Origin of the sequence: Pseudarthrobacter sp. NamE5, from assembly GCF_005796225.1 — a bacterium.
GTDB lineage: Bacteria > Actinomycetota > Actinomycetes > Actinomycetales > Micrococcaceae > Arthrobacter.
Map to the genome: position 1 here is coordinate 256,217 of NZ_VAHO01000002.1, position 25,591 is coordinate 281,807.

Consider the following 25,591-nt stretch of genomic DNA (forward strand, 5'->3'; position numbering starts at 1 on the left):
CTCCATGTCAAGGTGAAGCCCCAGGCTTCCGCCCTGTCGACCCCTTCCGGAATGCGGGAGGTGCGCCTTCGGGTGAATGGCGGGCTGCAATCCTCGGTTGCTCCGATCTTGGTGCAGGAAAATCAGGAGTTAGCTCACATTCCCGCAATATTGGCCAAAGATTAGCGGGGTGCTTTGCATCAGGAAGGACTCCACGGCCCGGACACGACTGCCGCTGTCCGTTTTCGCCAGAACATCGGCTTCACCAGTACATGAGGGCTCTCTGCCCTGCTTCAGCCGCCCGGTAGAGCCCCATCGATCGGCCCCACGGCAACACCGCGCAGGCACGCCTCGGTCCTTGAAAACGGGGGAGAGGTCCGCTCAAACGCTCCACCCCGGCCCCCTTTGCGGAAAACCGATGCCGGCAGACCTGCCGGCAAGGGCCGGCAAAAAAGCGGCATATCGGGCATGGACGCCGTCGACAAGCAGGTTTCAGCAATCAGTGCCAAGCCTTCGCGGGCTTTGTAGCGCTCGGTCCAATGGAAAGAAGACAACGAGCGCGGCGTATTTCAGCCGACCTGCTTCAGACCCCATGAAGCAAACTGCCTCAGCAGCCAGCAGCGTGCGTCGGAAGGCTGCTTACAGGAGAGGACCCTTTCTAGGCTACTTGACATAATGTAGATTATCGGCGTTTCGGAGGGGCTCCTGTGAGCGGCCGCCAGCAGCGCCAATAGCGGGTCCATGCGCAGCAACTGCGCAGGTCAGCACGTTGCCTTTATCCGGAGCCTCGTTAAGAATGAGTCAATGACGGTCTACGTGCGCTCACTCGAAACTGCAGTTCCGAAAACAAGGCTGGTCCAGTCTGAAGCCCGGGACGTATTCGCGGCCCAACCTGGCTTGTCCAGGCTTGGCGCCAGACTGGTCAGCACCTGTTTTGATTCAGCTGCCATTGAGACCCGGTTTACAGCCGTTGACGAACTGACCAACGAATCGCGCTCCGACGACCCGCAATTCTATGACCCTGCCACCGGCCTCCTCCTGAACCCCAGCACCAAGGTCCGCAACGACATCTTTGGGCGGGAAGCCACCAAACTGTTCGTCCAGGCTGCCCGCTCCGCGATGGAGGCCTGCCCGGAACTCGATTTACTTGACATAACTCATCTCGTGACAGTTTCCTGCACCGGTTTCTTCAACCCCGGCCCGGACTACAAGATTGTCAGGGAACTCGGGCTGAACCCGGCCGTCCAGCGGTACCACCTTGGGTTCATGGGCTGTTACGCGGCATTCCCGGCCCTGCGTGCGGGCAAGGCTTTCTGTGATGCCGACCCCAACGCCGTGGTTCTCGTTGTCTGCGCAGAACTCTGCTCCCTCCACGTACGCACCTCCAACGATCCGGACACCATCATGGGGTCTGCCCTTTTCGCGGACGGCGCCGCGGCCGCCGTCATCACGGCACGGCCCGGCAGCGAGGAAACCGCACTGCTGCAGCTCGACCACTTCGAAACCGTCCTCACTCCTGTCGGCGAGGATTCGATGGCCTGGAACATCGGCGACCACGGATTCGAAATGGTCCTTGGAAACTACGTGCCGCACATCATTGATGACCATATCGTGGGCGCCCTGGAGCCATTGCTTGCGCGGGAACCGGAACTGGCGGCACTCCCCTACTCCTCCATCAGGCACTGGGCCATCCACCCCGGCGGCCGGAGCATCCTGGATAAGGTCGAGTCACGGCTTGGCCTGACGGAAGAGCAACTGGTTCCGGCCCGTGAGATCCTCCGCAATTACGGCAACATGAGCAGTGCGACTGTGCTGTTTGTCATCAGGCGCATCCTTGAACAGGCGCCGGAGCCCGGTGATGAGCGGATTTGCTCCATGGCGTTCGGCCCTGGGCTGACGGTGGAGACAGCACTGTTCACCAAGCTCCGCCAGGCACCGCCCGCACTCCGGCCGGGGCAGGGCAGCAAGGCGGACCAGGTCCGGGAGCTCGTGGCGGCGGAAGCACCCGTAGCCTGAGCGCCGTGGATCTCCTGCTGCGGCGGCGTGCCGCCAGTGCCGTGGAAATCATGGACCTGCCGGACTGCGACCCGCAGGCCCTGGACAACACCTATCGCCAGTTCGCTGTAGTGAACCGGGTACTGTCCGGCTGGCGGAGGCTGTACACCCGTGAGCTGCGGCCCTTTCTTTCAGCCAGCCCGCGGCCGGCAACAATCCTGGACATCGGCTCCGGCGGCGGCGACCTCGCACTCATGCTGGCCCGCTGGGCCGCGCGCGACCACCTGGCCCTGCACATCACGGGCATCGACCCTGACGCCCGGGCGGCCGCCTTCGCCCAGGGGCAGCCGGCAGTGCCCGCGGTCAGCTTCAGGCAGGCCCACAGCAGTGATCTTGTCAGCGAAGGCCGGCAGTACGATTTCGTGATCTCGAACCATGTCCTGCACCATCTGGGCGCCGACCAACTGCAGGAACTGCTGGCGCATTCGGAACTGTTGGCGGGAGAGGCAGCCCTGCACAACGATCTCCGCCGCAGCCCCATCGCGTTTGCCCTCTTCAGCGCCGCCGCTCTTCCCTTCCGCCGTTCCTTCATCCGTGCGGACGGGCTCACCTCCATCCGGCGCAGCTACACACCCCGGGAACTGACGGCCCTCGCTCCCCCTGGCTGGACCGTCCGGCCGGGCAGCGCCTTCCACCAGCTTCTCGCGTGGCGCAAGGAGTAGCGTGGCCGCAGACGTCGTGATCGTGGGCGGCGGGCCGGTGGGCCTGTACCTGGCCGCTTCGCTCCTTCAGGAGGGCGTCTCCGTGCGTGTGCTGGAGCAGAGGACGGAACGCAGCCCGCACAGCCGCGCCATTGGGATCCATCCGCCCGCTCTGGCAGCGCTCAACCAGGTGCACGTGGCGGGTGCCATGGTGCGCGAAGGAGTTTCGATCCGCACAGGAAAGGCGATCAGCGGCGGGAAAACGGTGGGCACCTTGTCCTTCGCGGGCGTTTCGGAAGACTTTCCATTCGTCCTCGCCCTCCCCCAGTCCCGTACCGAGCAGCTCCTGGAGGAGCGCGTCCGTGCCCTTTCGGCCGACGCCATCGTCCGGGGAGTACGGGTGACGGGAGTCACGGACGACGGCGAAACGGCCGCCGTCGCCGTCGAACCTTTGGCCGGGGCTGGGACACGCCGGAAAGAGATTGAGGCGTCAATAGTTGTTGCGGCCGACGGGGCGCGGTCAAATCTGCGCACGGCTCTTGGCGTGCCCGTCAAGGCCAAGGAGTATCCGGACCACTACCTGATGGGCGACTTCGCTGATGCCGGCGAGTACGGCCAGATGGCTGTCCTGTTCCTCGAAGCCGAGGGTATCGTCGAGTCCTTTCCACTCCCGGGCGGGGTGCGGCGGTGGGTGGTGCGGCTGAGCAGGCCCCCGAAAGATGCAGGTGCGGGGCAACTAGCTGGCCTGGTCATGCGCCGGACCGGCGTCCTGCCGGACCTCCAAACCAACACGATGATGAGCGCCTTCAGCGTCCGATCGACGCTGGCCCGCCGCATGGTGTCCGGACGGGTGGTGCTTATCGGGGATGCCGCACACGAGGTCAGCCCCATCGGCGGACAGGGCATGAACCTAGGCTGGCTTGATGCCCAGGCGCTTTCGCCACTGATTCGGGTTGCTTTGGCCGACGGGCCGGTGGACCTGCAGCTGAAGAGATTCGAGGCTGACCGACAGCGTGCCGCGGTCACCGCCCGCCGCCAGTCTGAAGTCAACATGATGCTGGGACGTCCGCTGCCGGCGCCGTTCCTGAAGCTTCGCAACCTGGCCATCGGCGCCGCCGCATCTGCTCCGGCCATCAACCTCTGGACTGCAAGGCGCTTCACCATGCAGTAGCAGGCCCATTCCCGGGACAGCTTGCAGGCTAGGAACCGTCCCTGAAGTAACAGTCATAGCTGTCCTGGCTCACAATCCTGCCGTTGCGGACCTCAAAGACGGAAGAGGTCCTGGCGCGGATGGTCTCTCCCCGGTCCCAGTAACGGAGGTCCACCAGGGCAGTTGCCGACCAGTCTGCTTCCACAGCTACCCTGCCGCCCTCACAGGTAGTACGCCTGATAACAAACTTCTGGTCCGCCACCACCTCGGCGCTTTGGTCGGCACCGTCCAGGACTGCCGCCAGGGTACGGGTGGAACCCTCAGGCGCCAGGAGGTGGGGCGCTTCCGCCAGCACGAAGGAATCCGCCAGGAAAGGCCTGATGTCGTCGCCTCCTCCGCCCGCTTCCAGCACGCGGATGAAGCGAAGCACGCAGTCCAGGGGGTCGTGAGAAAGGGAGGGTTGGTCAGCCATGGAAAAGACACTAGCCCAGCCCGGGCGTGGTGGTGCCGCCAGTAGGCTTTCCCCATGAGCCACATCCCGCCGGAAACTGCAGCCAATGCCGAACAGATCAGCGAAACCGTAGAGCGGATATTGTCGGCCGGGACGATGCCGCCCATTGTGCAGGCTGGCCATCCCGCGCTGCGCCGGCGCGCCGCTCGCTTCGACGGGCAGCTGTCCGGCGACCAGCTTGACCGCCTGATCGCCCTGATGCGGCAGGTGATGCATGAAGCGCCGGGGGTTGGACTGGCAGCACCGCAGCTCGGCATCCCCCTGCAGGTCGCCGTCGTCGAGGACCAGTTCGACGTCGATCCTGAAGCCGCTGCCCTGCGCAAACGGAGCCCCCTGGAGTTCCTGGCCCTCCTGAACCCGCGGTACAGTGCGTTGGGTTCGGAGCTGGCCTCTTTCTACGAGGGGTGCCTCTCGCTGAGCGGGCTGCAGGCAGTGGTGGCCCGGCCGGAAAGAGTCCTGCTCGAATACCAGGCCCCTGATGGTTCAGCTGTCCGTCGTGAGTTCAGCGGCTGGCAGGCCCGGATAGTGCAGCACGAAACAGACCACCTTAACGGCATTCTCTACGTTGATCGCGCCCAGCTGCGGTCGCTCAGCAGCAACGCGGAGTATGCCGCGCACTGGGCTGAACCCGGGATCGGAAAGGCAAGTGCCGGACTCGGTTTCGACGCCGGACCCGTGACGCCCGCCGGTCACTGACCGGCTCCAGGCCATGGCGCGACCTGGGGCAGGCGCGACGGGAGTGCGCCGGCAGGCCTGGCACGCAGCCCTAAAATGGTGCCTATGCCTCTTCACGCCGACCTCCCGCTGCTGTGTCCGGTGTGCTCCCAACCGGTGGAACTCGTGGGACAGCATCCTGCAGGGCAAAGCCGCCTCATCTGCGGCTCCGGCCACAGTTTCGACGCAGCAAGGCAAGGCTATTTCAACCTGCTGGTTGGAAAGGGCACGGCCTTCGAGGCAGACACCGCAGAGATGGTGGATGCCCGCTTCACTTTTCTGGGGAACGGGCATTACCGGCCCCTCGCAGAGGCAGTGGCCGCCGCCGTCGTCCCCTCCCTGGCCGCGGAAGCCGCCGTCGTCCTGGACTCCGGTACGGGAACAGGGCACTACCTGCGTGTGCTGCTCGATGCCGCCGCCGCACAAGGACGGAAAGTCGCGGCACTGGGGCTGGACATCTCCAAGTTCGCCCTGCGGCGCGCCGCGCGGCTCAATCCGGAGGCGGTCAACCTGGTCTGGGACATCTGGCAGCCCTTGCCGATGGCCGCAGATTCGGTGGACGCCGTTACGGTCGTCTTTGCGCCGCGGAACGCCGCGGAGTTCGCCCGGGTCCTGAAACCAACGGGCCGGCTGGTGGTGGTGACACCCCGCCCCGGGCACCTCTCCTCCGTCGCTGCCGTCACGGGCATGCTCGGAATCGAAGAAGGCAAGGACACCCGCCTTATTTCTGCAATGGCTGCCCGTTTCACGGTCGAAAGTACCCGGGACATCGACTTCCCACTGTCGCTTTCCCGGCTGGAGGCAGCCCACCTTGCCATCATGGGCCCGGCGGGACACCACCTGGACCGCGCCGCTGTCGCAGCCCGGCTGGAGGACCACCCGCAGAACATTGAGTCCGAGGCGCGCTTCAGGCTCACTGTCTTCCGCCCCGCCCAACCCCAAATGCCGTAACGACTTGGACACTATCCCCCGGGAACCGCACCCGCACCGCCCACTGTATGACCGGCAGCACTAGGATTAGAGGACAGTTACTGGAGGGTCCGCGGGCGCGGCTCCCCGTAGCGAAGGGGGAGCAATTGTTCGAGTGGTTGGGTGAAAACTGGTGGGCACTATGGCTCACGGCTTTCCTCGCTTTTGCAGTGGTCGAGATGATCACCCTCGACCTTTTCTTCATCATGCTCGGCGGAGGAACGCTCGCTGCGCTGGCGGCCGACTTCGCCGGCGCAGACCCGTGGCTGCAGATTGTTGTTTTTTGCGTGGTGTCCCTGCTGATGATCGCCTTTGTCCGGCCCGTGGCCCTGGCCCACCTGAAAAAGGGCCCTTCGGAGCAGCGGACCAACGTGGACCGGCTGATCGGCGAACGCGCCGTTGTCATGGAGCCCGTCACGGCCGACGGCGGCCTGGTCAAGATCGGCGGGGATATCTGGAGCGCCCGGTCGGCGGCGGGGGTCCTCCCTGCCGGACAAAAAGTAGTGGTGGCCGCCATCGACGGGGCCACTGCCGTGGTCTCGGCGGCGTCGGACACCGACGGCAAGTCCTGATACAGCCTGAACACATGGGGAAGAAGGAAATGTATGGATAACGCAGGAGGAACCGCACTGGCGATCGTGCTGGTGGTCCTGATCGTGTTTGTGATTATCGTCCTGGTCCGGGCCATCCGGATCATTCCACAGGCACGGGCAGGTGTGGTTGAACGGCTGGGCAAATACCAGCGGACCCTGAACCCGGGGCTGACCATCCTGATTCCTTTCGTGGACCGGCTCCTGCCACTGCTGGACCTCCGCGAGCAGGTGGTCTCCTTCCCTCCACAGCCCGTCATCACCGAGGACAACCTGGTAGTGTCCATCGACACCGTGGTGTACTTCCAGGTCACGGACCCGCGGGCCGCCACCTATGAGATCGCCAACTACATCCAGGCGGTGGAGCAGCTGACCACCACCACGCTGCGCAATGTGGTGGGTGGGCTGAACCTGGAGGAAGCGCTGACCTCCCGCGACCAGATCAACGGCCAGCTCCGCGGCGTCCTGGACGAGGCCACCGGCCGCTGGGGGATCCGGGTTTCCCGCGTCGAACTGAAGGCCATTGACCCGCCCCACTCGATCCAGGACTCGATGGAGAAACAGATGCGCGCCGAGCGGGACCGCCGCGCCGCGATCCTGACGGCGGAGGGAACCAAGCAGTCCGCGATCCTGACGGCTGAAGGGCAGCGGCAGGCCGCAATCCTCCAAGCGGAAGGCGACGCCAAAGCTGCCATCCTCCGCGCCGACGGTGAAGCGCAGGCTATCCAAAAGGTCTTCGACGCCATCCACCGCGGCAACCCGGACCAGAAGCTGCTGGCCTACCAGTACCTGCAGACGCTTCCCAAGCTGGCGGAGGGTTCCTCCAACAAGCTGTGGATTATTCCCAGTGAAGTTGGCGAGGCGCTCAAAGGGATTGGCAACGCATTGGGTGGAACGACCTCCGAAACTGTCGGCGGACTGTTTGATGAGATCGGGGCCAAAAGCTCCGAACCCTGACGGGCGCTGCCAAGGCAGAGTAAGGGGATCCGCAGCTGCCGCGGATCCCCTTCTATTTTGGCCGGGACGGCATGATACCGGTATAGTTGGGTATTTGTCTGGCAGGAGCAGATCCGCTGGAACAACAAGACTTAGCAATGCGTTGAATCTAAAGATGCAGCACAGAGCACACAGTAGTCCGGCGGTGCTTGACGGCCACCGGCTAGCGCGGTGTTGTACACCGCGAACCGACCAGAGGGAGAAATCATGAGCGATCGCAGCCTGCGGGGCATGCGCCTTGGTGCGCAGAGCATGGAGACCGAGTCCGGCGTCGAGCCGGCTCCGCGCCAGCGCGTCGAATACCGTTGCGAGGACGGCGAGCAGGTCTTCGTCACCTTCTCCTCAGAGGCGGAAATCCCCCCTGTCTGGGTTTCCAAAACCGGCAAGGAAGCGCTCCTGGTTGATGGCGAACGCCCCGATACCAGCAATGACAAAGCCGTCCGCACCCACTGGGACATGCTTCTGGAACGCCGCTCGCTTCCTGAGCTGGAGCAGATCCTCGAGGACCGGCTGACCATCCTGCGCGAACGCCGCGGAGAACGTCGCTCCGCCTAAAGAGTTTCCTGCACTGAAAAAGGGGCCGCCCCCGCACCACAGGTGCGGGGGCGGCCCCTTTCGTCCCAGCCGGGCGCTGCTAGGGCTGTCCGCTTGCCTTACGGGTCAGTGTGTTCCAGCGGGCCTGCAGGCCCCACTTGGTGACGTTGACCATGGCTTCGAGCACAATGTTGCCGCTCATTTTGGAAGCACCGAGTTCCCGCTCAACAAAGGTGATGGGCCGTTCCTCGATGCGGAGCCCCATGCGCGCCACCCGGAAAGCGAGGTCCACCTGGAAGCCGTAACCTACGGAGTCCACCTGGTCCAGGTTGAGCTTCTCCAGGGTGGTCCTGCGGAATGCGCGGTAGCCGCCCGTGACATCCTTGATCTTCAGTCCCAGCATGAGCCTGGCGTAGGTGCTTCCCACCCGGGAGATCGCCTGGCGGTAGAGCGGCCAGTTGACGACGCTTCCGCCAGGGACCCAGCGCGAGCCCATGGCAAGGTCCGCCCCCTGCTCAACTGCTTCCAGGAGCTGGGGAAGCTGTTCCGGCTGGTGGGACCCATCCGCATCCATCTCCACCAGGACGTCGTACCCGGCGTCCAGTCCCCATCTGAAGCCGGCGATGTATGCCGCGCCGAGCCCTTCTTTGCCCTTCCGGTGCAGGACATGAACCTGGGAGTCCTCGGCGGCGAAGCCGTCGGCAAGCTTGCCGGTGCCATCGGGGCTGTTGTCATCCACCACCAGCACGTCCGAGGCCGGAACTGCCGCGCGAAGCCGCTGAAGGGTCTTCGGCAGTGATTCCAGCTCGTTGTAGGTGGGAATGATGGTGAGGACGCGCACAGAGGGCCTTTCCTGGGGGAAATGGTCAGTGCGTCCGGCGGCGAACAGGTCGGCGGCGGGCGCAACTACCAATTATAGGGCGGTGAAAACCTGGTCAGGACCGCAGCGCGGGACTGGCGAAAAGTTCGACGCCGCCCCGCACCGTCTGGAGGCATACCGGGTCACTGCCCGTGTCCAGTGCAGGGAGCAGCGGAGTCCTGGCCCTCGGGTCGGTGCTCCAGGACTGGACGCGGCCGTCGGCCACCTGGACCATCAGTTCCTCGACCTCCCATACGGCGAAACTCGCGGGAGCTCCAGGCACGAGTTGCCCAGCCATGGGATTGGGGTACTTGGCTGCCCGCCAACCAGCCCGCGTGTGGCCCAGGAAGGCAGCACGGGCGGAAATGCGCTCTTCCTGGTTGTGGTGCTCCAGGCAGGCCCGGACGCTGGACCACGGCCGCAGCGGGGTGACGGGGCTGTCGCTGCCAAAGCAGACCGGCACGCCTGCCGAATACAGGCCTGCGAAGGGGTTCATAAACCGGCTCCGTTCCCCCAGCCTCTGCTCGTAGAGTCCCCCGGGCCCACCCCAGGCGGCATCGAAGGACGGCTGCGCGCTGACCGTCACGGCGTAACGTGCCAGGGTTTCCACCGCCGCGGCATCCACCATTTCCACGTGCTCGAACCGGTGGCCGGCTGCCCGCACCCGCTGCTCCCCTACTTCGCTGGCCGCAAGCTCAAGGGCCTCCAGGGCGGCATCCAGCCCGGCATCACCGATCACGTGGAACCCGCCCTGTACACCGGCCAGGGAACAGGCTGCCAGATGCGCTGCTGCCTCATCAACGCTCAGGTACAGCGTGCCCCGCTCCCCCGCCGCGTCCGTATAGCCGGTCCTCAGGGCTGCTGTCCTGGACCCCACAGAGCCGTCGATGTTGAGATCCCCGGCGAGCCCGCGCACAGCGAAGCCGAACTGGTCAAGGATGCTGCGGGCGTGCTCTTCGGACGAGGCCAGCTCGCCCCAGTACGGCAGGACCTCAGGTACCGCCGCGCCTTCCTGACCGGCATTGTTCCATGCGCCCGCTAACCTCAGGTCCTCTGCTCCGCCGATATGGGGAGCCCCCATTTCCGCCACTGCCACATAACCGTTGGCAGCCGCTTCGGACAGCGCACGTGACTGGTGCCGCTGCAGCACGGACTCCGGCAGCCGCCGGGTGGCCTGCCTGGCTGCCGTGTGCGCCGCCCTGCAAACCCGTGCGCCACCGTCGAACCCATCCATCTCCCGCAGCCCCGCCGCCTGGGCGAGTGTCGTGGAAACGAGTGCAGAGTGGACGTCCACCCGGGAGAGGTACACCGGACGTCCCCCTGCCGCCCGTTCGAGTTCCTCCGCACTGGGCAGGGTGCCGTCAGCCCAAGCGGTCTCATCCCAGCCGTGGCCCAGGACAGGACCGTCACCGGGGGCGGCAGCTACGGCGTCAAGCAGCTCCTGCGCGGACCGTATCCCGGCCAACTTCAAGGATTCCAGGGCGATGCCCGTTTCTGTGAGATGCAGGTGGGAGTCGACAAAACCGGGAGCAACCAGCGCGCCCCGAAGGTCGATGATCTCCATGGAACTGTCTGCGATGGAAGACGCCGCCTGTTCCGACCCCACCCACGCCACAGTGTCACCGTCCACCACCATGGCTGTGGCGAACGGGTCCGCGGCAGTGTAGACGGACCCGTTGCGGTACAGGACCGTTTTGGGACGGGGGGCGGGCAGCGGTTCAGGCTCGGACATACGGGCAGTACTCCTGGTAGGGCAGGCCTGCGGACAGCAGGCAGGATCGGCAGAGTTGTCAGAAAACCGCGCAGTCAGAGGACGGAGGAATAGGCCACGACGCCGCGGCGGATCAGGGAGATTGCCTCGGCGCAGAGACGGGCAAGGCGGGGATCCAGGCCCGGGATCTTGGCAAGCTGATCAAGAAGGTCAACCACCTGCTTCACCCAACGGACGAAATCTCCGGCTGCCAGATCCGTTCCAGTGAGGACATCCTGCAGGTGCCGTCCACGGGCCCACTTGTAAACCGGCCAGACAAGCCCGAGTTCAGGTTCACCTGTCAGCGGAAGCTTCTTTTCCTCTTCCACATCCTCCAGGGCAGACCATTCGCGGATGACGATGTCCACCGACGTCTCCAGGGAGACACTCGGCATCCGGGGCCGCAGCCCCCGGTCCTCCCGTTTCGCCTGGTACACCAGCACACTGGCGAGGGCGGCGATTTCCGCGGCATCCAAATCTTCGAACGCACCCAGCCGTAAAGACTGGGAAATGAGGAGGTCCTTCTCGCCATAGATCCTGCGCAGCCGCTGGCCGTCAGGACTGATGGCCAGCCTTCCGTCCCCGGCCGGTTCAAGGTAGCCGTAGGAGGACAGGACGTCACAGACGCGGTCGAAAGTCTTGGCGATGGTGTTGGTCCGCCCCTGGATCTGCCGCACCAGTCCGTCCGTTTCCCGCCGCAGCTTCCACCAGCGTTCGGACCATCGTGCGTGGTCCTCCCGCTCGTTGCAGCCATGGCAGGGGTGGGCGCGGAGGGCACGGCGCAGGTCCGCTATACGCTTTTCCTGGTTGGGCAGGGCGGTTGCGAGGCCGAAGTCGTTGTTACGGTTGTTGCCGGGCGCGGGCGGCCGGTTTTCCCGAAGCGCGTTCCGGGCCGAGGACGCAAGGTCCCGCCGGGACTTGGGCACCTTCGCATTGAAAGACTTTGGGATCCGGATGCGTGTTACGGGCGCTATCGGGCCTTCCAAATCGTCGGTCCCAATCCTGCGCAGCTGGTTGTCAAGCGTAAGGACGGCGGGCCGTGGCTCCCGGCTGGTGTGGTCCGAGCTGAGCACGATGGCCGGGCCGGGTGCCCTGCCGCCGGGAACATCCACCACATCACCGGGCAGGAGCCTCGCCAGCGAATCGTCGCTCAAAGACTTCCGGGCGCGCGACTTGGTGCGCGAGGTCAGATTTTCGGCGTCGGACAGTTCCCGGCGCAGGCGGGCGTACTCAGTGAAGTCCCCCAAGTGGCAGGTCATTGCCTTGGCGAAGCCGGCCAGGGACTCCTCCCGGCTGCGCACCTGCTTGGCGAGGCCCACCACGGAGCGGTCCGCCTGGAACTGCGCAAAGGAGGACTCAAGGATTTCCCGGGCCCTTGCCCGTCCGAACTGGGCCAGGAGGTTGATGCTCATGTTGTACGTGGGCCGGAAGCTCGAGTTCAAGGGGTAGGTGCGCCGCGAGGCCAAGCCGGCGACCGCCGTCGGATCCGTCCCCGGCTGCCACAGCACCACGGCGTGGCCTTCGACGTCGATGCCCCGCCGCCCGGCGCGGCCGGTCAGCTGGGTGTACTCCCCCGCGGTAATGTCCACGTGGGCCTCGCCGTTGAACTTGTCAAGCTTCTCCAGGACTACTGACCGGGCAGGCATGTTAACGCCCAGCGCAAGCGTTTCCGTCGCGAAGACTGCCTTCACCAGGCCGTCGGCAAAGAGCTTCTCCACCACTTCCTTGAACGTTGGCAGCATACCGGCGTGGTGCGCGGCAAAGCCCCGCAGCAGTCCGTCCCGCCAGGTCCAAAAGCCCAGCACATCCAGGTCGTCCGGCGGGATCTCGAACCCGGCTTCATCAACACGTTCAGCGATGATCCGCTGCTCTTTTTCGGTGGTCAGCCACAGCCCGGATCTGACGCACTGTGCCACGGCTGCGTCGCAGCCTGCCCTGGAAAAAATGAAGGTGATGGCCGGGAGCAGGTCCATGCGGTCGAGGCTGGCGATAACCTGGGGACGGCTGGCCGGACGTACTCCCCGTTCTTCCCTGCCCGGCCTGTCGTTCCCGCGCCTTCCCCGCTGGCCGCGTCCGCCGGGACCTGGCCGGCTGCGGAAGCTCTGCTGGCTCTCGCTTTGGGCAACGGTCAGGAGATCGGGATTGACCTCGAAGCCCCGCCCCTTGGCCGAGTCCTTTACGGAGGACGGCCGCGTGTCCTCCTCGTCCACGGGCGGCGCAATCTCATCGAACGTGGTTTCGCCGGCGAACAGGTCCATGATTTGGCGCCCCACCATGACATGCTGCCACAGCGGCACCGGCCGGTGCTCGGAGACGATGATGTCCGTGTCACCGCGGACGGTATCCAGCCAGGCGCCGAACTCCTCGGCATTCGAGACGGTGGCGCTGAGGGAGACCACCTGCACCTCGCTCGGAAGGTGGATGATCACTTCCTCCCACACGGCCCCGCGGAAGCGGTCGGCAAGATAGTGCACTTCGTCCATCACCACATAGCCGAGGTCGTCCAGGGTAGCCGAGTCGGCGTACAGCATGTTCCGGAGCACTTCGGTGGTCATGACGACGACGGGGGCGTCACCATTGATGCTTGTGTCGCCGGTCAGCAGGCCTACCTTATCGGCACCGTACTTCTCGGAGAGCTCCGTGAACTTCTGGTTGCTCAGGGCCTTGATCGGAGTTGTATAAAAGGCTTTGAGGCCCCGCTGCAGCGCCAGGTATATGGCGAATTCGCCAACGATCGTTTTTCCGGCCCCCGTCGGCGCGGCCACAAGAACTCCCCGGCCCTCCTGCAGGGAACGGCACGACTGGCGCTGGAAATCGTCAAGCCCGAAGTCCAGGGTGCGGACAAAGGCGCCCAGGTAAGTCGCTGCTTCGGCCCTGCGCTCGGCGCTGGCCCGGTAACGCTCGGCCGGGGAGAGCTCTTCGTAGTCGGTGGGCCCGGTGTTGGAGGACATACCCCAAGCCTAACGGGCGCCTAGAGGTTCTTCAGCTCACTGCCCGGGGTGGCGATGTCCGCTGTTGCCTCTGTCTCGGCCATTCGCTTGGCCTGGCGGCGCTCCCGGCGCTTGTCGTTCATCAGGCAGATACCGATGGCTGCGAAGAAGAGCACAAGCAAGGGGCCGGCCAGCATGAACATCGAAATGGCATCCGCCCCTGGCGCGGCAATGGCGGCCAGGACAAACACCAGGAAAACGGTGATCCGCCAGGCTTTGAGGATGGCGCGTCCCGAGATGACGCCGGCCATGTTGATGCCCACGAGTACCACCGGCACCAGGAAGGCGATGCCGAGCACCAGGACCATCCGCGTCACGAATTCGATGTAGGTGCGGGCATCAATGACGCTTGAGGAGCCGTCCGGTGTGAACTGGGTCAGTGCCCGGACAACCTGCGGGACCACAAGCCAGCCCGCCCAGATGCCGGCCAGGAACAACGGGACTGCTGCCGCCATGTAGCCCAGCGTGTACTTGCGCTCCTTTGAAGTGAGTCCGGGCGTGATGAATGCCCACAGCTGGTAGATCCAGATGGGACTGGAAATTACCACGCCTATGAGCAGCGACATCTGGAGCTTGAAGTCAAACGGGGACGCGATGGTTCCGAAGTTGATCGCCGAAAGCCCACCGGTCTGCTGCGAGATGCGGTTGACAGGGTCGGCCAGCGCCTTCAACAGCGGATCGTAAAGTATCCAGCCCCCAATGCCGCCAATGACGACGCCGATCGCCGACTTGATCAGCCGGTTCTTCAGCTCTTTGAGGTGGTCCCAAAGAGCCATCCGCCCTTCTGGGTTGGCTTTACGGGCCCGCGACAGTGCCACTGGGGGTCAGGCGCGGTTTGACGGCGGAACGTCAGTGCCGTCTGTCGGCTCACCGGGCTTCGCCTTGGGGTGGTTCACAATGGTGCCCTCAACCGGGCCTGAGGCGTCCGTGGAGTCGGTCTTGCCGTCGTTCTTCATTTCCTTGACCTCGGACTTGATGATCCGCATGGACTGTCCAAGGCTGCGTGCCATGGCCGGAAGTTTGGGCGCGGCGAAGAGAAGCAGGGCAACAACGATGATGATTACGATGGGCCAGGGGCCATCAAAGAGTCTTCCCATGGGAAATCCTTTCGTCTTACTTCATTTTACTTCTATGTGAAGTCGAGATCGCCGAGTGCCAGCGGCTGGCCCCGGTCCTTCCTGCGCTGCACTCGCCGCAGTCGGCGTTCTTCCCGTCGGGATGACTTGGATGCCTCGTAATCATGTCGCATCGCAGCAGGTGAGGCAAAAACCGCGGATCCCGGGCGGGGCCGTCCCGGATCCGCCTGTTGCTCCCCGTCCAGCCCGACCGGGTTCAGGTGCCCCAGCTTCTCACCTGCTGCGCCGAGATCCTGCATGGTCGCCATGAACTGGCGGAAGAGGCGGATGCCCAAAAGGACATAGAACAGCAGCGAAAGCGCAACGAGCGCCACCCATATCAGGATCCAGGACCACCAAGGCATGCTGAGAAGTCTATCCGTCGTACCTGGCCAAGGCTGCCGCCAACCAGGTGCTGGCTGCCTCCGCGTGTTCGGCCGGCGCCAGAATCCGGACAAAGCCGCCGTGCTGGGCCACGAACATGGGGAGCCAGTCGGTGTTGCCGAAACGGATGTCGGCCACCAGCCCGCCGTCGTTCAGTTCGGCCGTGCGTTCGGCGTAGTAGTCATCAGCCAGCCCCCTTCCCTGCCGGGTGAGCTGGACGGTGACTGTGGTGTCATCGTCCCTGGCGGTGAAGAGTTTGGCAGGAACCCCCTGGGCGGGTGTGGCGCGGGGCGCTGCCGGTCGCCCGTTGGCGTGAACCTCCTGGATCCGGTCCAGCCGGAAATTCCTGAGCCCTTCCACGGAGTGGCAGTACGCCTCGAGGTACCACGTGTTGTCCAGCGAGTACAGTCGCAACGGGTCCACGTCGCGCACTGAGACGCTGTCCCGCTGCGGGGAGAAGTACGTGAGGTTGAGCTGGGCCCGCGACTCGATGGCCTGCCGCACCAGCGCGTGGGTTGCAGCGTCCGCCGGCGCCACTTCCGGGCCGGCCACCGAGGCCGCATGTAGCCCCTCCTCGCCGGCTGCGGCAAGGAGCTTGAGCGTCACTGATTCCAGCGCACCCCCTTCAGCCACGTCCGGAAGGCCGTTCAGGGTTTCCAGCCCCGTGAGGAGCGCGGACGCTTCCTCGACAGTAAAACGGACCGGCTTGGTCAGGTCCAGGTCCTGGGTGATGTACACGTGGTCGTCGTCCCACTGGATATCCAGGAGGTCATCCGGGTAGCCTTCCGGAAGTCCGGAACAAATGAGGATTTGCAGGTCATTTTCCAGTTCCTTCCTGCTGATACCGAACCGGTCCGCCACGTCCTGGATGTGCAGGCCCTGGTTGTGCACCAGGAAGGGAACGAGCTGGAGCATCCGCTTCAGCTGGTCCTCCGAGGTGCGCGGGCGGACCGGCCGGGCAGCAGCATCCGAGAACCGGTATTCCGGCACAGGCGCGGCGGAAAAGTCAGCTGCGGCGCGCAGCCTCCGCCGCGCGGCGTCGACCAGTTCGGGGGGAGCAACGGCCAGGGCGTCCGGGCCGTACGAGGCGAGCTCCTCAGCGAGGACCTCCGGGTCCCGGTACTGCAGGATGAGCCGGTCAGAGCCTGCCTCCGGCTCCGGGACGCTGTCCTGGCCAGCCTCGTCTTGGGCGACCGCACGGCGCCGCAGTGCCAGCAGGCGTCCTGCCCGGACATCCACGACGGCGGTGCGCAGCGGCAGTTCCGGCAGACGTTCCAGTTCCTGCCGGACATTGAAGTCGCGCGGCGGGGTGAATTGGTCGCGCTCCTGGACGGAAACCGCACTGGTGAACCGCGAGAGACGGAAATGGCGCGTTTCCTTCCGGATGCGGTCATAACCCACCAGGTACCAGTGGCCGAAACGGCTGCCCAGGCCCCAGGGCTCCACTGACCGCTGTTCTTCATTTCCCGTGCTGCCCGCAAGGTAGGTGAAGATGACCGGGTGCTTGGCATGGATCGCGGCAACGAGGTCATCGAAGGTCTGGCCGGCAGGCCTGATCCGGGGCTGGACTCCGGCCGGCAGTTGGACGTCCGTCATGCCGCCTGTTGCCTGCAGTTTGCGCAGCGCGCTTTGGGCGGCTGTGCCCAGGGCTGCCCGTTCCCAGAGCTGGGAGGCGAGCAGGAGCACCGTCCACTCTTCAGGCCCCAGCTGGACGTCCGGCAGGCGGTTGGATTCTTTGCCGATCCGGTACCGGGTGGTGGCGGGGTCATCCTCGCTCCAGCCCAGGTCCGTCAGCGTTTCGACCTCGAATCCGAACTTCCGCAGATCGGTTTTGTCCCGTTCGAACATGCGGCCGAAGGAGGCTTCGTTACCGTAGGCATCGCGGTAGACCGTTTTTCGGAGCTCGCTGCGGCGCAGGCCGTACTTGGTGTTCAGCAGTGCGATGAGCAGGTTGAGGAGTCGTTCAGTACGGGATGCGGGCACTCTCGTTACGTTACTAAAATCCTCGCCGGAACGCAGGAAACGCGGCAGCAGCAGGAAAGATTGCTCCTGCTGCTGCCGCGTTTCCGGCAGCTCGTGACAGGCGGTTTAGCGGATGCCGACGAGGTCCACTACGAAGATCAGGGCCTCGTTGGGAGCGATCGCTCCGCCGGCACCGCGGGATCCGTACGCCAGCTCCGAGGGGATCTCCAGCCGACGGCGGCCGCCCACCTTCATGCCCAGCAGGCCCTGGTCCCAGCCTTGGATGACCTGGCCAACGCCCACCCGGAAGTCAAGGGGTGCCCCGCGGCCCCAGGAGGCGTCGAATTCTTCACCAGTGGACCAGGCAACCCCAACGTAGTGGGTGGAAACAGTGTCCCCGGGCTTGGCTTCCCGGCCCTCGCCCTCAATGAGGTCCGTAATCACCAGTTCAGTGGGTACGTCTCCCTCGGGAAAATCGATCTCGGGCTTCGTGCGGTCGAATTCACGCTGGCCAAATGACATGGTTGCTCCTTCGGTGTGGATGTGCTGGTAGGTGTGACGCCGGTGGATGCCGCCGCAGGGAAGCCGCGGCCCGACTGTAAGTGTTGCTACTTGGCCCCGAGGATGTCCACTACGAAGACAAGATCGCCCTTGGCTTCGCCCTGGCCTGCGTCGCCATACGCAAGATCCTTGGGGATGACCAGCAGCACGCGGGATCCAACAGTCTTGCCGGCGAGGCCCTGGGTCCAGCCCTTGATCACGCCGGTGAGGGGGAAGCTTGCGGGTTCGCCGCGGTCGAAGCTGGAATCGAACTTGGTGCCGCCTGCAAGGGTGACACCGACGTAGTTCACGGTCAGGGTGTCGGTCTCCTTCACGGTGGCCCCGTTACCCTTGATGAGGTCCTGCGAGACCAGTTCCGTGGGAGCGGCTACGCCCTCGACGTTGATCTCGGGGATGCCCTCGCCGTTCTCGGTCACCTTGGGGAGACCTGGCGGCGGGGTGACGGCTTCACCTTCAGGCTTTTCGAGGACAGGAGCAACGTCCTCCGCGGAGATCACCTTGATGACCAGCAGCTGCGTAGGTTGTGCTTCACCGCCTGCGGCGGCAGCCTGTCCGGGCACGGCAAGCGCCAGGCTGGAGCCGACCTTGGCACCAACAAAGGCGTTGTAGATGACCTCGCTGCCTGTCTTGAGCTCCTCGTTAAGTTCCAGGGCCTCCGGCTCGTTGGGGAACGTGTCCTCGAGCGTGCTGCCGTCCGTACCGTTGAGCGCCAGGACGGAGATGTTTGCCACCTGGTTCGCTTTGACTGTTTCGCCGCTGCCCTCGGTGATCACCTTGACAGTAGGCTCTGACACTTCCAGCGGCTTGGTGAATTCCACACCGGGGGCTTTCTTGTCCCCGTTGTCGGTCAGTTTGAGGGAGTCGAACTTGGCAGTCTCACCGGCGGACATGCTGGTGGGCTCCGGCTCGGCGGTTGGGCCGCCGCAGGCGGTCAGCAGCAACAGACCGGGAAGAAGGATTGCTAGTAGTCGGCGCACGTAAGAGAACTTTCGTCGGGGCAGGGTGGATGCGATGGTCCGCATGGCAACGGCTCAACGCGGCAGGCCGATATAAAGGGCCTTATCCAGAATAGACCCTGAAGCTGGGTCAGCCCATAGAGTCCAGGAGCGCATTCACCCGCTCATCGATGCTGCGGAAGGGATCTTTGCACAGGATGGTCTGGTGCGCCCTGTCGTTCAGCTTGAGGTGGACCCAGTCAACGGTGTAGTCCCGGCCCAGCTCCTGAGCCCGGCGCACGAAGTCGCCGCGGAGCTTGGCGCGGGTGGTCTGGGGTGGGACGTCAACGGCGTCCTTGATGACTGTGTCATCCACGATGCGCCGCACCGCACCTCGTGATTGGAGCAGGTAAAACAAGCCGCGGCCGCGGGAGATGTCATGGTACGTGAGGTCCAGCTGGGCAATCCGCGCATTGTCCAGGCCGAGCCCGTGGCGTTCACGGTAATTGTCCATGAGCTTCTTCTTGATGGCCCAGTCGATTTCGGTGTCGATGCCCCTGAAGTCTGCGGTTTCGATCGCCTTGAGTGTCCGCTCCCAGAGATCGAGGATTAGCGGAACATACGGGTTGTGGGCTCCGTGCTCCTTGACGAAAGCTGTCACTTTCGTCAAGTACTCCTGCTGGATTTCGAGGGCAGTGAGCTGGCGCCCGTTGGCCAGGCGAACCAATGCCCGGCCGCTGAGGTCATGGGAGATTTCACGGATGCTGCGGATGGGGTTTTCCATCCTCATGTCCCGCATGATCACACCTGCTTCAATCATGCGCAAGACGAGGTCGACGGTGCCGATTTTCATGAGGGCAGTGGCCTCAGACATGTTCGAGTCGCCCACAATGACATGGAGGCGCCGATAGAATTCCGCATCGGCATGGGGCTCATCGCGGGTGTTGATGATGGGGCGCGACCGGGTGGTGGCGGAGGAAACCCCTTCCCAGATATGGTCAGCCCGCTGGGAAAAGGCGTAGGTGGCCCCATGGGGTGTCTTGAGGATCTTGCCCGCACCGGCAATCAACTGGCGGGTAACCAGGAACGGGATCAGGATCTCCGCAAGGCGCGAAAATTCGCCACGGCGGGGAATGAGGTAATTTTCGTGGCTGCCGTATGAGTTTCCTGCAGAGTCGGTGTTGTTCTTGAACAGGTAGACGGTCCCGTTGAAACCTTCTGCCGCGAGCCGCGCCTGCGCTTCGTCCACGAGGTCATCAAGGATCAGCTCCCCTGCACGGTCGTGGGCGATTAGCTGCGCCAGGTCATCGCACTCAGCAGTCGCGTATTCCGGGTGGGACCCGACATCAAGGTAGAGCCGTGATCCGTTGGTCAGGAAGACGTTGGATGAGCGCCCCCAGCTAACCACTTTGCGGAAGAGGTACCGGGCCACCTCCTCGGGAGCAAGAGGCCTTGAATCGGGGCTCGAATACGAGATCCCGAACTCGGTTTCAATGCCGAAGATTCTCTTGTCCATCTGTACTGTCCTCCTAGGCCAGCAGTGCAGTGATTTCCGCGTCGTTGAGCCGGCGGAAGGCCCGCCTGGATCCGCGGCCGGCCTCCGAATCCCGGTCAAGAACCGCCACTTCCAGGGCACCCGGGGGCAGTGTCTTCGGCTGTTCGTCCGCCTCCGCCGGTGGGACCAGGCCTGACACGGCGAGGCGCACGGCCTCTGCGAGGCTCAGCGAACTGCGCCAGCCCTGCCCAATGACTGAGGAGACCTTGTCCGCCTGGCCACCCATGACAACGAAGGAGTGCTCGTCGGCGATGGAGCCGTCAAAGGTAAGTCGGTACAGGTGGTCCTCGGCCTGCGTGGGGCCAACTTCAGCGACTGCGAGTTCCACCTCGAACGGCTTCTGTTCGGCCGTGAACACCGCTCCCAGGCTCTGGGCATAAACACTTGCGAGACCTCTGGCCGTGACATCCTCGCGGTCGTAGGAGTAGCCGCGTACGTCTGCGTACCGGACCCCCGCCTGGCGAAGGCTTTCAAACTCGTTGTATTTCCCGACGGCGGCGAACGCGATCTTGTCGTAGATCTCGCCGACCTTGTGAAGGGAAGGTGAAGGATTCTCGGCTACGAGGGCGATGCCGTCCTGGCCGCTGATGACGACGACGGACCGGCCCCTGGCTATGCCCTTCCGCGCGAAGTCCGCGCGGTCCTTCATCAGTTGCTCGGGCGATACATAGAATTGCTGCGTCATATCAGGCCTCCCGTCCTGCGATGGTACGGGCTTCTATGATGTTCCTCGATACAGCTGCGAGTTCGTTCTCGGGCACGCGCCGCGCACCGGAACTGTCCACTGTGTAGACGATGGGCCATAGCTTGCGGACGGTATCGGGACCGCCGGTTGCTGAGTCGTCGTCGGCGGCATCGTAAAGGGATTCCACTGCGACGGCGATGGCCTCGGCGGCGGCGAGGTTGGGCCGCCAGAGCTTTTTCAGGGCACCGCGGGCAAAGACCGATCCGGACCCTACGGTGTGGTGTTCATGTTCTTCGTACCGGCCGCCGGTGACGTCGTAGGAAAAGAGCCGGCCCACACCTGCGCTGGTGTCAAAGCCGGCGAAGAGCGGCACCACGGCCAGGCCCTGCAGTGCCAGCGGGAGGTTCCCCCGGATCATGGCGCCCAGCCGGTTGGCTTTGCCTTCAAGGCTGAGGAGCGTGCCCTCGATTTTTTCGTAGTGCTCAAGTTCAACCTGGAACAACCGGGTCAGGTCGATGGCTATGCCGGCAGTCCCCGCGATTCCCAGAACCGAGTAACGGTCTGCCGGGAAGACTTTCTCGATGTGCCGGCTGGCTATGACGTTGCCCATGGTCGCGCGCCTGTCCCCTGCCATCAGCACGCCACCGTCGTAGGCCATGGCAACTATGGTGGTGGCGTGCGGAACCTGCAGTGGGGCGGCGGGAGACGCACCTGCCTGGAGGGACCGGTTGTAGGGCAGAAGCTCAGGCCGGTCCCGTTGCAGGTGTTCCGTAAAGGACGAGGTGGCGTTGGCGGCTACCTGGTTGGCGGTTGATTCCAGCACTCATGCACTCCTTGAACGTAGTTCTTCAACGTCGGTACAGATTCCGGCCGACCGCGGCTTCCGCCACCTACCGGGTCCGGGTTACTGACCGCCCTTTTGGACGAACGCCCGGACGAACTCTTCGGCGTTGGATTCGAGGACGCCGTCGATCTCGTCGAGGAGATCATCTACGCCTTCTGTTGATGCTGAAGCCTGCGCCTCAGGCGGTGCGGGCGGCGCCTCGGGAATGTCTTCATCGACCTGGCTGTCCCGTGATTGCGGATGCTGCTGTTCCTGGCCTGCCATTGGTACCCCTCCTTATATCAGTCATCGGATCCGGCGGATCCTCCGATATGCCCATCCTGCCACGGTATGGGCTTCCTGGGGCGGTTTACGCCGCAGGCGGAGCGATATGTCCCAGAAGCTCCGCAAGAAACGGGCCCGCCTCCCGGTAGCGTTCAAACAACGCTCCGGTCAGGGCTTTCGTTCCCCGCAGCGGTTCCCTGGTGGGCACCCGCTGAAGCCGCCCGTATCCCGGAACGTCGAAGATGACCGAGTCCCAACTGGCTCCCACCACGTCCTTGCCGAAGCTGCTGATGCACTTGCCCCGGAAGAAGGCACGGGTATCTGAAGGAGGCTCCGAGACGGCTGAAGCAATGGCTGCGTCCTCGAGGATCCTTTGCATCCGGTTCCTCGCCAGGAGCCGGTAGTAGAGTCCCTTTTCGGGCCTTATGTCGGCCCACTGCAGGTCGACGAGTCCCATCCTGGCGTCGTTCCATTCAAGTCCGTCACGCTCGCGGTACCCCTCGAGCAGTGACAGTTTGGCGAGCCACTCGACAGAGGAGGCAGCGGCTTTGCGGTCATTGTCCAGTTGGGTGAGGACAGTGGCCCAGTGCTCAAGGACCGCGTGCGTATGCCCGTCGCCGTCCAAGGCATCCCCTACGCCGGTATCCTGTGCCAGTTTGGCAGCGGCCTCGTGGTACATCCACTGGAGGTCGAGGGCGGTGACCCGCCGTCCGTCCGTCAGGCGGAGGGGGGCGGTAAGGGAGGTGTCGTGGCTGACGGCCTGGAGTGCGGCCACCGGTTCGTGGACTTCTACCTTTGGGGCAAGCCCGGCCTCAATGAGGCTGAGCACCATGGCGGTCGTTCCGAACTTCAGATAGTTGGACACCTGGCTGAGGTTGGCGTCCCCGATAATCACGTGCAGCCGCCGGTACTTGTCAGCGGTGGCGTGGGGCTCGTCCCTGGTGTTGATGATTGGCCGCCGTATGGTAGTTTCCAGCCCGACTTCGGCTTCGAAGAAGTCAGCCCGCTGGCTGATCTGGTATCCCGGGGTGGAGCTGTCCTGCCCGATCCCCACCCGGCCCGTGCCGCACAGGATCTGGCGGGTGACGAAAAAAGGCGTCAGGCCCCGCACGATGTCCCCAAAGGGGACGGATCGCGGCATGAGGTAGTTCTCATGGGAGCCGTAGGACACGGATTTGTTGTCCGTGTTGTTCTTGTACAGGTTGACGGGCGGCAGGTCCGGATCAGCTGCCAGCCGGCGCACGGTGGCCAGCGCTACGAGGTCTCCCGCGGCGTCCCACTTGACGGCGTCGCGGGGGTTAGTGACCTCGGGGCTGGAATATTCAGGATGGGCGTGGTCCACGTAGAGCCGTGCTCCGTTGCCCAGGACCATGTTCATCAGGAGGGTGCCGGACTCGTCCTGCCCGTCAAGCTCGAGCTCCTCCCGTCCGTAGGCGAGGGCCACCGCTTCCGCATCCAGAACCGGCGGCTGGTCGGTCAGCTGACTCGGATGGGCGGTGGCGCGGTCCACCGTCCAGCCGCGGGCGTCGTGCAGCGGCTCCTCGTCTGTGTAGTCCCAGCGCGTCTCCGCTCCCCCGGCGGCGCGCTGCCGCGTGACCTGCGCGTAGGCCTGCACCACCCTGGCACTCATCATGGTGGCATTGGCGGAGGGCGCGGACGGGGCATGGATGCCATATTCCGTTTCCGCACCCATAACCCGCATGGCCCCGCCGGCGGGCAGTGCTCCGCCGCCGGCAGGTTCCGAAGCAGCCGTCATAGATACTGCCCTGTGGCCGGCATCGTTTCGATGGACTTGCCGGGCTCCTGGCCGGCCTTGCCCTGGACGATGGTCCGGATATAGGTGATGCGTTCGCCCTTCTTGCCCGAGATCCTTGCCCAGTCGTCCGGATTGGTGGTGTTGGGCATGTCCTCGTGCTCGCGGAACTCATCCACCACGGCGCGGAGCAGGTGCTCGATCCGCAGCCCCTTCTGGTGGGTGGTCAGGAGGTCCTTGATGGCGTATTTCTTGGCCCGGTCCACGACATTTTGCACCACCGCACCTGAGTTGAAGTCCTTGAAGTACAGCATCTCCGTGTCGCCGTTGGCGTACGTGACCTCCAGGAACTCGTTGGACTTGTCCGTTGAGTACATGGCCTCCACCGTCCGCTGCACCATGGCGTCGACGGTTGCCTGGACGTCTCCGTTGTGCTCGGCGAGGTCCGACTCATGGAAGGGAAGGTCAGTAGTGATGTACTTGTTGAAGATATCGGCGGCGGCCTCGGCGTCCGGACGGTGGATCTTGACCTTTACGTCCAGGCGGCCGGGCCGGAGGATGGCGGGGTCGATCATGTCCTCGCGGTTTGACGCGCCAATTACGATCACATTGTCCAGCCGCTCCACACCGTCGATCTCGCTGAGCAGCTGGGGCACAATTGTTGTTTCGACGTCGGACGAGATGCCGGTGCCGCGGGTGCGGAACAGCGAGTCCATTTCGTCGAAGAACACCACCACCGGGCTGCCGTCGGACGCCTTTTCGCGCGCCCTGGAGAAGATCAGCCGGATGTGGCGCTCAGTTTCACCGACGTACTTGTCCAGGAGTTCCGGGCCCTTGATGTTCAGGAAGTAGCTCTTGAGGTCCACGTTGCCGGACCGCTCTGCTGCGCGGGCCGCGAGGGAATTGGCCACTGCCTTGGCGATGAGGGTCTTTCCGCAGCCCGGCGGACCGTACAGCAGGATGCCCTTAGGGGCCTTGAGCCCGTGTTCCCGGTAGAGGTCAGGGTGCAGGAACGGCAACTCGACGGCATCACGAATCTGCTCGATCTGCGGTCCGAGGCCACCGATGTCCTCGTAGGTGATGTCCGGAACTTCCTCCAGCACCAGGTTCTCCACCTCGGAGCGGGGGACTTTCTCGAGGGCATACCCGGTCCTCGAGTCAACGGACAGGGCATCGCCCACACGCAGCTTTTCGGTCATGAGCGCGCCGGAGAGCCGGACGACGCGTTCTTCATCCGCACGCCCCACCACAAGGGCACGGTCGGCTCCGAGCATCTCCTTCAGCGTGGCCAGTTCACCTGCGCGCTCGTACCCCAAACCGGCGACGATGAGGAGCGCCTCGTTCAAGAGGACCTCCTGGCCCACCGCCAACTGGTTGATGTTCACCAGCGGGCTGATGCCCACGCGCATTTTGCGGCCCGCGTTGAAGATGTCCACGGATTCCTCTGTTGCTGCCTGCCCGCTGCTGCCCGGTGCTGGCTGCCGCTTGGGATTCAGTTGGAGGATGGTGCCGAAGCTGTACGGCGGCTGCCCTTCCTGGTCCAAGGCGTTCTTCAGCCGAAGAATTTCGGCCTTCGCGGTCTCAAGCATGCTGACCAGCTTGGCGTTGTTCTGCGTCGCCGCCGCCAACTGACGGTCAATGTGTCTGAGCTTGTCCCGGAGGATGTTGACCTGGCGGTCGGCAACCGAGAGGTCATTTGCGGCAGACTGCTCTGCCGGTGTACGCCCGGAGTCCTGGTTTGGTGTCTCCATGATGTATCAGCCCCTTCCTGCGCTTCTATTAAGACATTAGCCCC

At 64.3% G+C, this 25,591-nt stretch carries 24 protein-coding genes; 8 read left to right on the plus strand and 16 right to left on the minus strand.

The genetic code is table 11. The annotated features are described in order from the left end of the window. Positions 1-783: 783 nt before the first annotated feature. The 3 genes from FDW84_RS04405 to FDW84_RS04415 are packed head-to-tail and all read left to right on the plus strand — an operon-like array spanning position 784 to position 3,846. Positions 784-1,995, plus strand: a complete 1,212-nt coding sequence (locus FDW84_RS04405) for a type III polyketide synthase (protein WP_138606934.1) — start codon at positions 784-786, stop codon at positions 1,993-1,995. 50 nt (positions 1,996-2,045) lie between these two features. Then, positions 2,046-2,696 (plus strand): class I SAM-dependent methyltransferase, encoded by a 651-nt coding sequence (locus tag FDW84_RS04410; RefSeq protein ID WP_240721389.1) that lies wholly within the window; start codon positions 2,046-2,048, stop codon positions 2,694-2,696. Between the two features lies 1 nt (position 2,697). Further along, positions 2,698-3,846: an FAD-dependent oxidoreductase gene (locus tag FDW84_RS04415; protein ID WP_138606938.1), complete on the plus strand. Its 1,149-nt coding sequence runs from the start codon at positions 2,698-2,700 to the stop codon at positions 3,844-3,846. Positions 3,847-3,874: 28 nt separating this feature from the next. Here FDW84_RS04415 and FDW84_RS04420 read toward each other — a convergent pair whose 3' ends face one another. Further along, positions 3,875-4,297 (minus strand): nuclear transport factor 2 family protein, encoded by a 423-nt coding sequence (locus FDW84_RS04420; protein ID WP_138606940.1) that lies wholly within the window; start codon positions 4,295-4,297, stop codon positions 3,875-3,877. A gap of 54 nt (positions 4,298-4,351) precedes the next feature. Between FDW84_RS04420 and FDW84_RS04425 the strand changes: the two genes are divergently transcribed. The 5 genes from FDW84_RS04425 (at position 4,352) to FDW84_RS04445 (ending at position 8,160) form a co-directional block, all read left to right on the plus strand. Next, positions 4,352-5,032, plus strand: coding sequence for a peptide deformylase (locus FDW84_RS04425; protein ID WP_138606942.1), 681 nt, complete (start codon positions 4,352-4,354; stop codon positions 5,030-5,032). A gap of 84 nt (positions 5,033-5,116) precedes the next feature. Beyond that, positions 5,117-6,001 carry a putative RNA methyltransferase gene (locus tag FDW84_RS04430; protein WP_138606944.1) on the plus strand — a complete coding sequence of 295 codons (885 nt, stop codon included), beginning with the start codon at positions 5,117-5,119 and terminating at the stop codon, positions 5,999-6,001. Positions 6,002-6,126: 125 nt separating this feature from the next. Next, the gene (locus FDW84_RS04435) at positions 6,127-6,591 is read left to right on the plus strand and encodes an NfeD family protein (RefSeq protein WP_138606946.1); all 465 of its coding nucleotides are present in this window, start codon (positions 6,127-6,129) and stop codon (positions 6,589-6,591) included. 33 nt (positions 6,592-6,624) lie between these two features. Then, positions 6,625-7,566 carry an SPFH domain-containing protein gene (locus FDW84_RS04440; protein ID WP_138606948.1) on the plus strand — a complete coding sequence of 314 codons (942 nt, stop codon included), beginning with the start codon at positions 6,625-6,627 and terminating at the stop codon, positions 7,564-7,566. 246 nt (positions 7,567-7,812) lie between these two features. Further along, entirely contained in the window at positions 7,813-8,160 is a 348-nt protein-coding gene (locus tag FDW84_RS04445; protein WP_013600997.1) for an RNA polymerase-binding protein RbpA, read from the plus strand. A 79-nt stretch (positions 8,161-8,239) separates the two neighbouring features. On the opposite strand, the gene FDW84_RS04450 is transcribed toward FDW84_RS04445, so the two are convergent. The 15 genes from FDW84_RS04450 to arc form a co-directional block, all read right to left on the minus strand. Continuing rightward, positions 8,240-8,980 carry a polyprenol monophosphomannose synthase gene (locus FDW84_RS04450; protein WP_138133733.1) on the minus strand — a complete coding sequence of 247 codons (741 nt, stop codon included), beginning with the start codon at positions 8,978-8,980 and terminating at the stop codon, positions 8,240-8,242. Between the two features lie 94 nt (positions 8,981-9,074). Then, a complete protein-coding gene (locus FDW84_RS04455; RefSeq protein ID WP_138606950.1) occupies positions 9,075-10,730 on the minus strand; it encodes an amidohydrolase in 1,656 nt (551 codons plus the stop codon). Positions 10,731-10,804: 74 nt separating this feature from the next. Further along, complete coding sequence (locus FDW84_RS04460) at positions 10,805-13,699, minus strand: DEAD/DEAH box helicase (protein WP_138606952.1); 2,895 nt, start codon at positions 13,697-13,699, stop codon at positions 10,805-10,807. Positions 13,700-13,719: 20 nt separating this feature from the next. Beyond that, a complete protein-coding gene (tatC, locus tag FDW84_RS04465) occupies positions 13,720-14,514 on the minus strand; it encodes a twin-arginine translocase subunit TatC (protein WP_138606954.1) in 795 nt (264 codons plus the stop codon). A 48-nt stretch (positions 14,515-14,562) separates the two neighbouring features. Beyond that, the gene (tatA, locus tag FDW84_RS04470) at positions 14,563-14,835 is read right to left on the minus strand and encodes a Sec-independent protein translocase subunit TatA (protein ID WP_104997977.1); all 273 of its coding nucleotides are present in this window, start codon (positions 14,833-14,835) and stop codon (positions 14,563-14,565) included. Positions 14,836-14,867: 32 nt separating this feature from the next. Further along, positions 14,868-15,218 (minus strand): hypothetical protein, encoded by a 351-nt coding sequence (locus FDW84_RS04475; RefSeq protein WP_138606956.1) that lies wholly within the window; start codon positions 15,216-15,218, stop codon positions 14,868-14,870. Positions 15,219-15,228: 10 nt separating this feature from the next. Then, the gene (locus tag FDW84_RS04480) at positions 15,229-17,220 is read right to left on the minus strand and encodes a helix-turn-helix transcriptional regulator (protein WP_138606958.1); all 1,992 of its coding nucleotides are present in this window, start codon (positions 17,218-17,220) and stop codon (positions 15,229-15,231) included. Between the two features lie 105 nt (positions 17,221-17,325). Further along, positions 17,326-17,721, minus strand: a complete 396-nt coding sequence (locus FDW84_RS04485) for an FKBP-type peptidyl-prolyl cis-trans isomerase (RefSeq protein ID WP_138606960.1) — start codon at positions 17,719-17,721, stop codon at positions 17,326-17,328. An 86-nt stretch (positions 17,722-17,807) separates the two neighbouring features. Continuing rightward, entirely contained in the window at positions 17,808-18,737 is a 930-nt protein-coding gene (locus FDW84_RS04490; RefSeq protein ID WP_138606962.1) for an FKBP-type peptidyl-prolyl cis-trans isomerase, read from the minus strand. A gap of 109 nt (positions 18,738-18,846) precedes the next feature. Next, a complete protein-coding gene (gene pafA, locus FDW84_RS04495; protein ID WP_138606964.1) occupies positions 18,847-20,211 on the minus strand; it encodes a Pup--protein ligase in 1,365 nt (454 codons plus the stop codon). A 13-nt stretch (positions 20,212-20,224) separates the two neighbouring features. Further along, a complete protein-coding gene (prcA, locus tag FDW84_RS04500; protein WP_138606966.1) occupies positions 20,225-20,935 on the minus strand; it encodes a proteasome subunit alpha in 711 nt (236 codons plus the stop codon). 1 nt (position 20,936) lies between these two features. Continuing rightward, a complete protein-coding gene (gene prcB, locus FDW84_RS04505) occupies positions 20,937-21,758 on the minus strand; it encodes a proteasome subunit beta (protein ID WP_138606968.1) in 822 nt (273 codons plus the stop codon). 81 nt (positions 21,759-21,839) lie between these two features. Beyond that, complete coding sequence (locus tag FDW84_RS04510) at positions 21,840-22,043, minus strand: ubiquitin-like protein Pup (RefSeq protein ID WP_138133723.1); 204 nt, start codon at positions 22,041-22,043, stop codon at positions 21,840-21,842. Positions 22,044-22,128: 85 nt separating this feature from the next. Next, the gene (gene dop / locus FDW84_RS04515; protein WP_138606970.1) at positions 22,129-23,799 is read right to left on the minus strand and encodes a depupylase/deamidase Dop; all 1,671 of its coding nucleotides are present in this window, start codon (positions 23,797-23,799) and stop codon (positions 22,129-22,131) included. Further along, entirely contained in the window at positions 23,796-25,547 is a 1,752-nt protein-coding gene (gene arc / locus FDW84_RS04520) for a proteasome ATPase (protein ID WP_138606972.1), read from the minus strand. The genes dop and arc overlap by 4 nt, the downstream gene beginning before the upstream one ends. Between the last annotated feature and the right edge of the window lie 44 nt (positions 25,548-25,591).